The sequence below is a fragment of the Pseudomonas sp. DR48 genome (assembly GCF_019823085.1).
Taxonomy (GTDB): Bacteria; Pseudomonadota; Gammaproteobacteria; order Pseudomonadales; family Pseudomonadaceae; genus Aquipseudomonas.
This window is the reverse complement of record NZ_CP081946.1, coordinates 784,601-796,737: the sequence shown is the minus strand read 5'-3', so window position 1 is coordinate 796,737 and position 12,137 is coordinate 784,601. Positions and strand designations below refer to the sequence as shown.

Genomic DNA, 12,137 nt, shown 5'->3' with positions numbered 1-12,137 from the left:
ACCTGTGATTAATTTTGATCGAGCCGCCCTAAAGGAGTCCTCATGTACTGGACAGAGTTCTTGACCGTTGCCCTGATTCACTTGCTTGCCGTGGCCAGTCCCGGCCCGGACTTCGCTGTCGTGGTGCGCGAAAGCGTGACCCACGGTCGCCGCGCGGGCACCTGGACGGCGCTGGGTGTCGGCACGGCGATATTCCTGCACGTGGGGTATTCGCTGCTGGGGATCGGCCTGATCGTGTCGCAGTCGATCATGCTGTTCAACGCCCTGAAATGGGCGGCCGCCGCTTATCTGCTGTACATCGGCTACAAGGCCTTGCGGGCGCAACCGGCCAAACCCGCCGCTGACGACCTGCACAAGGAAGCCGGCGAACGTACGGCGCGCGGCGCCTTCACTTCGGGTTTTGTAACCAACGGCCTGAACCCGAAAGCCACGCTGTTCTTTTTGTCGCTGTTCACCGTGGTGATCAACCCGCATACGCCATTGACGGTACAGGCCGGCTACGGGATTTACCTCGCGGCGGCGACAGCGGTCTGGTTCTGCCTGGTGGCGCGGTTGTTCAGCCAGCAACGGGTTCGCGCCGGTTTCGCCCGCATGGGGCACTGGTTCGACCGGACCATGGGCGTGGTATTGATCGCCATCGGCGTGAAACTCGCCTTCACCGAGATGCGTTGATCTCCCGTCTACAGGTGCGGGGGAGTCGTTAAATGCTGGCGCAAAGCTAGCATTTGTACGACTCTGCAAATCATTCCTTTGGCTGATTTGGCCGGCGTATAAGGGTTCTAGAGTACTAACCTCTACAGCCAACACCGTGCAGTCAGGAAAAGGGATTCTTATGTTGCAGACTCGCGTTATCCCCCCAGCCGAAGGCGCTTACCAGTATCCGCTGCTGATCAAGCGGCTGCTGATGTCCGGCGCTCGTTACGAGAAAACCCGCGAGATCATTTACCGCGACCAGTTGCGTTACAGCTATCCGACCCTGATCGAACGGGTCGCACGGCTGGCCAACGTGCTGACGGAAGCCGGGGTCAAGGCCGGCGATACGGTGGCGGTGATGGACTGGGACAGCCATCGTTATCTGGAATGCATGTTTGCCATCCCGATGATCGGCGCGGTGATTCACACCATCAACGTGCGCCTGTCGCCGGAACAGATCCTCTACACCATGAACCACGCCCAGGACCGCTTCGTGCTGGTCAATAGCGAGTTCGTCGGGCTTTACCAGGCGATTGCCGGGCACCTGACCACGGTGGAGAAAACCCTGCTGCTGACCGACCTGCCGGAAAAAACCGCCGACCTGCCCAACCTAGTCGGCGAGTACGAGCAATTGCTGGCGGCTGCCAGTACGCAGTACGACTTCCAGGACTTCGACGAGAACTCGGTCGCGACCACCTTTTACACCACCGGCACCACCGGCAATCCCAAGGGCGTGTATTTCACCCATCGGCAACTGGTGCTGCACACCATGGGCGTGTCGACCATCATGGGCGCCATCGACAGCGTGCGCTTGTTGGGCACCAACGACGTCTATATGCCGATCACCCCGATGTTCCACGTGCACGCCTGGGGCTTGCCGTATGTGGCGACCATGCTCGGGCTCAAGCAGGTTTATCCCGGCCGTTACGACCCCGAATACCTGGTGGAGCTGTGGCGCAAGGAAAAGGTCACCTTCTCCCACTGCGTGCCGACCATCCTGCAGATGGTCCTCAATTCCAAAGCGGCGCAAGGCACCGATTTCGGCGGCTGGAAAATCGTCATCGGCGGCAGTGCGCTGAACCGCACGCTGTACGAAGCGGCCAAGGCCAAGGGCATTCAGCTGACCGCCGCGTATGGCATGTCGGAAACCGGGCCATTGGTATCGTGTGCTCATCTCAATGACGAACTGATGGCCGGCACCGAAGACGAACGCACCACGTATCGCATCAAGGCGGGTGTGCCGGGGCCGTTGGTGGAGGCGGCGATCGTCGACACCGATGGCAACTTCCTGCCCGCCGATGGTGAGACCCAGGGCGAACTGGTGCTGCGCGCACCGTGGCTCACCGAAGGCTATTTCAACGAACCGCAGAAGGGCGCCGAGCTCTGGGCCGGGGGCTGGCTGCACACTGGCGACGTGGCGACGCTGGACAGCATGGGCGTGATCGACATACGCGACCGGATCAAGGACGTGATCAAGACCGGCGGCGAGTGGATCTCCTCCCTGGACCTTGAAGACCTGATCAGCCGCCATGCGGCGGTACGCGAAGTAGCAGTGGTGGGCATCGCTGATCCACAGTGGGGCGAACGCCCGTTTGCGTTGCTGGTGATCCGCGAAGGGCATGAGATCGGGGCCAGGGAACTCAAGGAACACCTCAAGCCCTTCGTCGAATTGGGGCACCTGAGCAAGTGGGCGATCCCGAGCCAGATCGCCCTTGTTACTGAAATTCCCAAGACCAGTGTCGGCAAGCTCGACAAGAAGCGTATCCGCCTCGACATCACTGAATGGCAGGCTAACAACAGCGCCTTCCTCTCGACGCTTTAAGCGTCTTCTGGCGTGCCCGAAAGGGCACGCCAACCCCACCAAGCAAGCGCTTGGCTTGTTTAATTCGGATTTTCAGCCATCCTTGCCGTGCCGACAGGTGTCGGACTGGCGAAAGGACTGTTCCAGAGTGGCTGGCAGCTGCAAATCACACTTTAGAGGGATCAAGCTCTACTACCTGCTGGCTATAGTCCGCTCAAGGATTTTTAAGAACGGAGCAAACGCACAAAACGGGGCGATGCAATTTTGGAGTGACTTCGGGACGCCTTGGCTCCCCGTCACCCACAACGTTTTTAGAAGTGCTCACTGCCATAACAATAATGCACATGGAGTAGCGTCGATGACATCAGTAAACAAGTTCTGGCGCCGGGCGAAATTGCCTCTGGCGGTCAGTCTCGCCTCTTCGCTCGCCGGGCCTGCATTCGGCGTCAGTTTCAACGTTGGTGAAATCGAAGGTCAGTTCGACTCGTCGCTCTCCCTGGGGATGAGTGTGTCGACCCAACAGCCGAACAAGAACCTGATCGGTGTGAACAACGGCGGGCATGGCCTGTCCCAGACCTCCGATGACGGCCACCTGAACTTCAAGAGCGGGCAAGCCTTCTCGAAGATCTTCAAGGGCATCCATGACCTTGAATTGAAATATGGCGATACCGGCGTGTTTGTCCGGGGCAAATACTGGTACGACTTCGCGCTGCAAAACGAAGACCTGGAATTCAAGAACGTCAGCAACGACGGCCGCAAGGAAGGCGCCAAATCCTCCGGCGGGCAAATCCTCGACGCCTTCGTCTACCACAACTATTCCATTGCCGATCAGCCGGGTTCCGTGCGTCTGGGCAAGCAGGTGGTGAGTTGGGGTGAAAGTACCTTCATCGGCGGCGGCATCAACTCGATCAACCCGATCGACGTTTCCGCGTTCCGTCGTCCGGGTGCCGAGATCAAGGAAGGCCTGATCCCGGTCAACATGTTCTACGTGTCCCAGAGCCTGACCGAAAACCTGTCGGCCGAAGCGTTCTACCAGCTGGAATGGGACCAGACCGTCGTCGACAACTGCGGCACATTCTTCTCGCAGCCCGACATCATTGCCGATGGTTGCAATAACAACCTGCGCGTACTGAACAAGCGCTCGACGATTCCAGGCATTGCGCTGGGCCCGTTGGCTGCCAACGGTGTAGATGTCAACGAGGAAGGTGTTCTGGTCCGGCGTGGCGGCGATCGTGATGCACGCGACAGCGGTCAGTGGGGCGCTTCCTTCAAGTACATGTTCGATCCGCTGGACACCGAGTTCGGTGCCTACTTCATGAACTACCACAGCCGTGCGCCGATCTTCAGCGCCACGGGTGCGCCGCAGTCGGTCTACAACGGCGTGGCGGCATTGCCAGGTCCGTTCCAGGCGCTGGGTCCGTTGGTGGTCGCGGGTAACTCGCAGTACTTCGTCGAATACCCTGAAGACATTCGTCTGTACGGTCTGAGCTTCTCCACCACCCTGCCTACCGGTACGGCGTGGAGCGGTGAGGTCAGCTACCGTCCGAACGCACCGGTGCAGTTGAACTCCACTGACATTCTGTTCGCCGGCATTCGTCCTCTGGGCAACGGCAATGCAAACAATCCTTTGACCAATGCTTCGTTGCTCTCTGCCGCGCCGGGCACTGACCTGCACGGTTATCGTCGCAAAGAGGTCACGCAGTTCCAGACCACCCTGACGCACTTCTTCGATCAAGTCATGGGCGCCAGCCGTCTTACGTTGGTCGGCGAAGTGGGCGTGACCCATGTCGGCGGGCTGGAAAGTACCTCTGACGTTCGTTATGGCCGTGATCCGGTCTACGGTCCGGGTGAACTGCCGGCCTCGGGCGCTCTGGACACCTGTATTGCACTCAATACCAGCACCATCAACGGTGCCGGCCCGGGCGCTGCCACGAACAACCGCAGCCGCAACTGCACCAACGAAGGCTTCACCACGCCGACTTCGTGGGGCTATCGCGGTCGTGCGATCTGGGAATACAACGACGTTTTTGCCGGTGTGAACCTCAAGCCGAACGTGGCTTGGTCCCACGACGTCAGCGGTTACTCGCCAGGCCCTGGCGGCAACTTCGAGGAAGGTCGTAAAGCGGTGAGCCTGGGCGTCGATGCCGAGTACCAGAACACCTACACCGCGAGTCTGGCTTACACCAACTTCTTTGATGGCAAGTACACCACCGTCGATGATCGCGATTTCGTAGCGCTCAGCGTCGGCGTGAACTTCTAAGCACTGTTTTTTCAGGACGAACACACATATGAAAATAACAAAGAGTCTGTTCCACGCCGGTGTTCTGGGGCTTTCGCTGCTGGCAACCAGCGTCATGGCGGCGGTCCCCGCTGCCGAAGCGGACAAGCTGGGCAAAAGCCTGACCCCGATGGGGGCCGAGATGGCGGGCAACGCCGACGGTTCGATTCCAGCCTGGAAACCGATGGCGAAAAACGCCGGCACCGTCGACGGCAAAGGCTTCCTGTCTGACCCGTATGCCAGTGAAAAACCGCTGTTTACCATCACGGCGAAAAACGTCGATCAGTACAAGGACAAACTCGCTCCGGGTCAGTACGCGATGTTCAAGCGCTACCCGGAAACCTTCAAGATGCCGGTTTACCCGTCCCATCGCGGCGCGACCGTGCCGGATGATGTGTTCGCCGCGATCAAGAAAAACGCCACCGCCACTAACCTGGTGTCTGGCGGCAACGGTCTGGAAAACTTCGAAACCGCCGTACCGTTCCCGATTCCAAAGAGCGGCGTTGAAGTCATCTGGAACCACATCACCCGCTATCGCGGTGGCAGCGTGACCCGTCTGGTGACCCAGGCCACGCCGCAGCCGAACGGCTCGTACAGCCTGGTGTACTTCCAGGACCAGTTCGTGTTCCGCGACAAGATGAAAGACTACGACCCGAAAAACCCGGGCAACATCCTGTTCTACTTCAAGCAGAAAGTGACCGCGCCGGCACGTCTTGCCGGTGGTGTGCTGCTGGTACACGAAACCCTCGACCAAGTGAAAGAGCCGCGTTCGGCGTGGGTCTACAACGCCGGTCAGCGTCGCGTGCGTCGCGCGCCACAAGTGTCCTATGACGGGCCGGGTACCGCAGCGGATGGCTTGCGGACCTCCGACAACCTGGACATGTACAACGGCGCGCCGGATCGTTACGACTGGAAGCTCGAAGGCAAGAAAGAGATGTACATCGCCTCCGACAGCTACAAGCTTGATTCGCCGCAACTCAAGTACGACGACATCATCAAGGCCGGCCACATCAACCAGGATCTGGCTCGCTACGAGCTGCGCCGGGTCTGGCATGTGGTGGCAACCTTGAAGGAAGGTCAACGTCACATCTACGCCAAGCGTGACTTCTACATCGACGAAGACACCTGGCAGGCCGCGGTGATCGATCACTACGACGGTCGTAATCAGTTGTGGCGCGTGGCGGAAGCCCACTCCCAGAACTACTACAACGTTCAAGTGCCGTGGTACACCCTGGAAACCTTGTACGACCTGCAATCGGGCCGTTACCTGGCACTGGGCATGAAGAACGAAGAGAAGTCGGCGTATGACTTCGGTTTCACCGCAACCACCAGCGATTTCACACCTGCTGCGTTGCGTCAGGACGGTGTTCGCTAATCTGCACTGAATAGAGGCCGCATCCTCGAAAAACGCCCCGACTGGTTCGGGGCGTTTTTTTTGTGTCGTGAAATGTGTGGCGATTCTGATGGCCACTTCGCGAGCAAGCCCGCTCCCACAATGACCGCGTTTTCATGGAAGAAGCCGTTACCTGGGGTAGCGAGCCTGCTCGCGATGGCGGCACCTCGGTCTGCCAGGAAAACACCATCGCCGGCCGGACACTTTTACTTGTATTCTTTTTGTAGCCATTTGTAGCAATAACCTTCATTCCCTCTTCGTTTACCGCTAGTCTGCGGACATCTGCAACGCCGCCATCCGTATCTCAAACAAGAGCCGGCCATGACTGATCTGTCACCAATCCCGGGCCCTGCAAGCGCTGCCGTCGCGGCACTGGACGGGCGCTTTTTCCGGCCCCCGTTACCCGACGGCCATGTATTGCGGCCTCGTCTGTGCGAGCGCCTGAGTGCCGGCCTCGGTGGCAGGCTGTTGCTGGTCAGTGCACCCGCCGGGTTCGGCAAGAGCTCATTGGCGGTGGAGTTCTGTCAGGGGCTGCCGGCCCATTGGCAAAGCCTGTGGCTGGGGTTGAGTCCTCGTGACAGCGACCCTGGCCGTTTCCTTGAACGCTTGCTCGAAGGTCTTCAGGATTACTTTCCGACACTGGGCAGCCAGGCGCTGGGCCTGCTGAAAATGCGCCAACGCCATCAGCCGTTCGCCTTTGAAGAATGGCTGGACGGTTTGCTTGATGAGCTGGCCATTCACCTTTCGCCAATGACGCCTTTGTTGCTGGTGCTGGATGACTACCATCTGGCCCAGGGCCCGGTGCTCGATCGCTGCCTGCAGTTTTTCCTCAATCATTTGCCCGAAGGCTTGCTGGTCATGGTGACCAGTCGTCAACGTCCGGACTGGCACCTGGCGCGTTTGCGCCTGTCGCGCCAACTGCTCGAGTTGCATGAGCAGGACCTTCGACTGACTCACGACGAAGCCCTGACGTTGCTCGATCGACACAGCACTTCATTGCGTGGCGAGGCCCTGGAAAATCTGATTCAGCGCAGTGAAGGCTGGGTCGCCGGCCTGCGTTTCTGGCTGCTGGCGGCCTCCGAAGCGGGTGCCGACGCTGCATTGCCCCAGTCTTTGCACGGTGGGGAAGGGCTGATTCGCGATTACCTGCTCGAAGAAGTCATCGATTGCCTGCCGGCTGAAGTGCAGTCATTTCTGTACGACACCGCGCCTCAAGAGCGTTTTTGCAGCGAGCTCTGCGACGCCATCCGCGAAGCCCATGACAGTGCCGACATCCTGCGTTTCCTTCAGGCACACCAGGTGTTCCTGGTGCCGCTGGACGAGCACGGTCATTGGTATCGCTATCATCACCTGTTTTCCGACCTGCTGCGCACCCGTCCCATTGCGCAGACGATCGTGCCGGCCGCCAGCCTGCATCTGCGCGCCTGTCGCTGGTTCAATGCGCAGGGGCTGCTCGATGAGGCCGTGGAGCAGGCGTTGCGCGCCGGGCACCTGGACGTTGCGGCCAACCTGGTACAAAACCTTTCTGAAGAACAATTGCTCGCCGAGCAGAACGTCGGCATGTTGCTGCGCTGGAAAATGGACTTGCCCGACAGCCTGCTGATCAGCACGCCGCGGCTGATCGTGCTCTACAGCTGGGCGCTGGGGCTGGCCTGTCAGCTGGACGCTGCCGAGGAGCTGGCGGCCCACTTGAGTCGTTTCCTGCCAGCCCCTTCGGCCACCGCGCAGAAGTCCATGCTGGCGCAATGGCTGGCCCTGAGCGGCATCATCGCCCGAGGACGAGGCAATCGCGCACTTACGCAGCTTTACTGCACCGAAGCGCTGGAGAGCCTGCCGGCCAAGCGCTACGGGCAACGGCTGATGTGCCTTTCGACCCTGTCCAACCTGGCGATCGCCGACGGCGATTTGTGGCGTGCCCGCAGCCTGAATCGCGAGTCGCTGGAGTTGGCGCAGCGGGTCGGCAACCCGTTGTTCGAAGCGCTGGCCCATTACGACCGTGCGCGCGTGCTTCAAGCGCGTGGGGAAATCCTGCGCTCGTTGCAGGAAGTGCGTCAGGGCCTGCAACGTCTGCAAGGATTGTCGCCGCAACGGCTTTATGCGGTGCGTGCCCGCTTGACCTTGTACGAAGGTTTTCTGTTGGCCGTGCGCTCGCAACCGCAAGCTGCGCGGGCGCGTTTGCAAGCGGGGTTAAGTGAAGCCCGGGCCTGTCGCGATATCAGCGTATTGATCGGCCACTGCGTGATTGCCCGGCTCGAAGGCAGCAGCGGCGAATTCGCCAAAGCCTTCGCCGAACTCGCCGAAGCCGAACGCCTGATGCACATCTGGGACGTGCCACCGATTTACTACCTGGCGATGATCACGCTGGTCAAATGCGAACTCTGGCTGGCCCAGGGGCGCACCGATCTGGCGGAAGCCTGGCTGTCACGGCTGGGCCAGACTTACAACGGTGAACACGCGGCCGCACCGCCGGAATTTCATCCTCAACTGCCGCTGCATATCGAGTTGCAGCAAGCGTTGCTCGAGGTGATTCAGGGGCAACCGATGCTGGCCGAAGGGCGTTTGAATGCGCTGCTTGAGCAGGGGCAGACGTCGGGACGGCAAATGCTCAGCGTGATGGCGCTGACGCAGAAAATAACCTTGTTGCTGGCGGTCGGACGTGAACCGGAAGCACGCAAGGCGTTGGTTCAGGCGCTGGAAGCGGCAGCGGGCGGTGTCCTGCAACCGTTTGATGGATTATTGGCCGCACACCCGGACTGGCTGCGCGGGCAACTGCAACTTTCTCCCCCGACCGATGTGTCGCAGACCCTGACCGAAAAACTTCCAGCCACGATTGCTCGCCCGGCCTTGGAGTCACCACCTGGGGCTGAACAGCTCAGCGCACGGGAAATGGCCGTTCTACGCCTGATCGCCCAAGGTTGCTCGAACCAGGAAATCAGCGATCAGTTGTTCATCTCGTTGCACACGGTCAAGACCCATGCGAGTCATATCAACAGCAAGCTTGGGGTGGAGCGGCGTACTCAGGCGGTTGCCCGGGCGAAGGAGTTGGGGGTATTGGCCTAGTCCAAGCTTGCGCCCATACCTCAACGCAAACGCCCCGAACAAGTCGCAGGCGTATTTGTTTGTACTGCCGCACCGTTTCGGCGAGGCGTAGAATCCTGAAGCCACACTCACAGCCTTCCGTCTGATACAGGCCAACGACTTCCCATGACTGTTCCAACTCCCGTACTCATCCGCGAAACCTTCCCCGTCGGTCCTTTGCAGTGCAACTGCACAATCATCGGCGACCCGATCACCAAGAAAGCGATCGTGGTCGATCCGGGCGGCAATCATGAGTTGATCCTGGCGCGCCTCGACGCCTTGGGCCTGAAAGTCGTCAGCATCATCCACACCCATGCGCATCTGGATCACTTCCTGGCCTCCGGTCAGCTCAAGGAGAAAACCGGCGCGACCTTGCACCTGCATAAAGAAGATCAATTCCTCTGGGACAACCTGGAGATGCAGTGCCAGATGTTCGGAGTGCCTTATACGCCGGTGCCGTCCCCCGACCGTTGGTTGGCCGATGATGAGGAGCTGGCTTGCGGCTGCGGCGTGGCATTGCACACACCGGGTCATACGCCGGGTTCCATGAGCTTTTGGTTTTCCGAGGCTAAGCTGCTGATAGCCGGCGACACATTGTTTCGTCGTGGAGTCGGGCGCACGGATCTGTGGGGGGGAGATCAGGCGACTATCGTGCGGTCGATCAAGCAGCGGCTGTATACCCTTGATGAAGAAGCGACCGTCGTGACCGGGCATGGTCCGGACACACGTCTGGGCGAGGAAATGCGCGAGAATCCTTTTGTTCGCGCCTGATTTGTAACAGGTGGAATTTTTTTCGGGCGAAATGATCCAACGCCCGCAAAGGTCCAATGCCTGATCCGTTGCACCCTAGAATGCAAAAGTAGGAGCTCTTAATGTTCACCAAGCAGCGTTTGATTATTGTCGCTACGGCTGTTGCCTTGCTGTCTGGCTGCGCCTCGCCCAATCCGTATGACAACCAGGGCCAGGCTGACAGTGGCTCCCAGGGCATGAGCAAAACCGCCAAATATGGCGGTCTGGGTGCCTTGGCCGGTGCTTTGGCGGGTGCAGCCATCAACCACGACAACCGTGGCAAGGGCGCGCTGATTGGCGCCGCTGTCGTGGGTGCTTCCGCTGCCGGGTATGGTTACTACGCCGACCAGCAAGAGAAAAAACTGCGGGCCAGCATGGCCAACACCGGTGTCGAGGTGCAGCGCCAGGGTGACCAGATCAAGCTGATCATGCCGGGCAACATCACGTTCGCGACCGATTCGGCGAACATCGCCTCCAGCTTCTACCAGCCGTTGAATAGCCTGGCGGGCTCGCTCAAGGAGTTCAACCAGAACCAGATCGAGATCGTCGGCTACACCGACAGCACTGGCAGCCGTCAGCACAACATGGACCTGTCCCAGCGTCGTGCGCAGAGCGTGGCGACTTACCTGACGTCGCAAGGTGTCAGCGGTACCAACCTGTCGGCCCGTGGCGCAGGTCCCGATAACCCGATTGCCAGCAACGGCGACGCCAATGGCCGCGCGCAGAACCGTCGGGTCGAAGTCAACCTGAAGGCGATTCCGGGTCAGCAGTATCCGCAGCAATAAGCGCTTCACCTTTACACCTGACTGAACCCCAGGCGTAAAAAAGCCCCCGGACGATCACTCGTCCGGGGGCTTTTTCATGTCGCGCGAAACCTGATTACTTCTTCAGGCCGTAATGTTCATCGAGCATGCCCGGCGCGTTCGGGGCTTTTGGGGCGTAATCGCGAGGCGGTTCCTGATTGCGCGGTGGCGTCAGGCGCTCCCGTGGCGCTACGGTCGCATCGGAATGCAGGGCGGCCAGCAAGCGTTGGCGAGTCTGCTCGTCCAGGGCCAGGCGGTTGGCGCCCTCGGCGAGATGATCCTGCACTTCCTGATAGCTTGCAGTCAGTTTCTTGACCAGGTTTGCAGTGCTGTTGAAGTGGGTGACCACCTCGTTCTGATAACTGTCGAAACGTTCCTGAATGTCATCCAGCTGACGTTGTGTGCTGCTCGGCGCAGCATTCGGCACCAGGCGAGCGATCAGGAAACCTATGGCGACACCCACAACCAGGGCAAGAGTCGGCAACAACCAAACTAAGAGCGAGTGTTCCACGAGTCCTTCCTCTATAAACGGCTTTGCTTTACGTTAACGGCTCGAACCTGCGCTGTATACCGCGATTCACTCGCAATAGATTGGCACAGACAATTTGCTAGACGAGTCGACCCGATTCGAGGTCACGGAGTTCCTTCCTTGCTTATGCGCGAAACCCCTGTAGTGATTGACGGTCCGGTCGGTCAACTGGAAAGTTTGTATCTGGATAACGAGCAGCCTCGGGGCCTGGCACTGATCTGCCATCCGAACCCGGTGCAGGGCGGCACCATGCTCAACAAAGTGGTCTCGACCCTGCAGCGCACCGCGCGCGACGCCGGTTTGATTACTTTACGTTTCAATTACCGTGGCGTCGGTGCCAGTGAAGGCTCCCACGACATGGGCACTGGTGAAGTCGATGATGCCCAGGCCGCGGCCGAGTGGCTGCGAGCCAGGCATCCGGACTTGCCGTTGACGCTGTTCGGTTTCTCCTTCGGCGGTTTTGTTGCGGCGAGCCTCGGCGGGCGCCTGGAAGCCAAAGGCGAGCAGCTCAAGCATTTGTTCATGGTCGCGCCTGCGGTCATGCGCCTGGGCGATCAGGATAAAGTGCCACAACAGGGTGATCTGACCCTGATTCAGCCGGAAACTGACGAAGTCATCGATCCGCAAGCCGTCTACGACTGGTCCGACAAACTCGAACGTCCCCATGAGCTGCTGAAAGTGGCAGAATGCGGACACTTTTTTCATGGCAAGCTGACTGATCTCAAGGATCTGATCCTGCCGCGTCTTTCGAATTGATTGCAGTCTGACAAGCG

The 12,137-nt window shown here is 59.6% G+C and carries 9 protein-coding genes; 8 read left to right on the top strand and 1 reads right to left on the bottom strand.

Annotation, left to right across the window (positions count from 1 at the left end):
* Positions 1 to 42 precede the first annotated feature (42 nt).
* The 7 genes from K5K95_RS03600 to K5K95_RS03570 all read left to right on the top strand — a co-directional run bounded on the left by K5K95_RS03600 (position 43) and on the right by K5K95_RS03570 (position 10,817).
* Complete coding sequence (locus K5K95_RS03600; protein WP_222588398.1) at positions 43 to 672, top strand: LysE family translocator; 630 nt, start codon at positions 43 to 45, stop codon at positions 670 to 672.
* 160 nt (positions 673 to 832) lie between these two features.
* Positions 833 to 2,515, top strand: coding sequence for a fatty acid--CoA ligase (locus K5K95_RS03595; RefSeq protein ID WP_222588397.1), 1,683 nt, complete (start codon positions 833 to 835; stop codon positions 2,513 to 2,515).
* 337 nt (positions 2,516 to 2,852) lie between these two features.
* Positions 2,853 to 4,754, top strand: coding sequence for a DUF1302 domain-containing protein (locus tag K5K95_RS03590; RefSeq protein WP_222588396.1), 1,902 nt, complete (start codon positions 2,853 to 2,855; stop codon positions 4,752 to 4,754).
* A 28-nt stretch (positions 4,755 to 4,782) separates the two neighbouring features.
* Complete coding sequence (locus tag K5K95_RS03585) at positions 4,783 to 6,147, top strand: DUF1329 domain-containing protein (RefSeq protein WP_208671491.1); 1,365 nt, start codon at positions 4,783 to 4,785, stop codon at positions 6,145 to 6,147.
* 339 nt (positions 6,148 to 6,486) lie between these two features.
* Positions 6,487 to 9,225, top strand: a complete 2,739-nt coding sequence (locus tag K5K95_RS03580) for a LuxR C-terminal-related transcriptional regulator (RefSeq protein WP_222588395.1) — start codon at positions 6,487 to 6,489, stop codon at positions 9,223 to 9,225.
* Between the two features lie 144 nt (positions 9,226 to 9,369).
* The gene (locus K5K95_RS03575; RefSeq protein WP_222588394.1) at positions 9,370 to 10,014 is read left to right on the top strand and encodes an MBL fold metallo-hydrolase; all 645 of its coding nucleotides are present in this window, start codon (positions 9,370 to 9,372) and stop codon (positions 10,012 to 10,014) included.
* Positions 10,015 to 10,115: 101 nt separating this feature from the next.
* Positions 10,116 to 10,817 (top strand): OmpA family protein, encoded by a 702-nt coding sequence (locus K5K95_RS03570; protein WP_222588393.1) that lies wholly within the window; start codon positions 10,116 to 10,118, stop codon positions 10,815 to 10,817.
* Between the two features lie 94 nt (positions 10,818 to 10,911).
* Here K5K95_RS03570 and K5K95_RS03565 read toward each other — a convergent pair whose 3' ends face one another.
* The gene (locus K5K95_RS03565) at positions 10,912 to 11,346 is read right to left on the bottom strand and encodes a YhcB family protein (protein WP_222588392.1); all 435 of its coding nucleotides are present in this window, start codon (positions 11,344 to 11,346) and stop codon (positions 10,912 to 10,914) included.
* Between the two features lie 144 nt (positions 11,347 to 11,490).
* Between K5K95_RS03565 and K5K95_RS03560 the strand changes: the two genes are divergently transcribed.
* Entirely contained in the window at positions 11,491 to 12,120 is a 630-nt protein-coding gene (locus K5K95_RS03560) for an alpha/beta hydrolase (RefSeq protein ID WP_222588391.1), read from the top strand.
* Positions 12,121 to 12,137 lie beyond the last annotated feature (17 nt).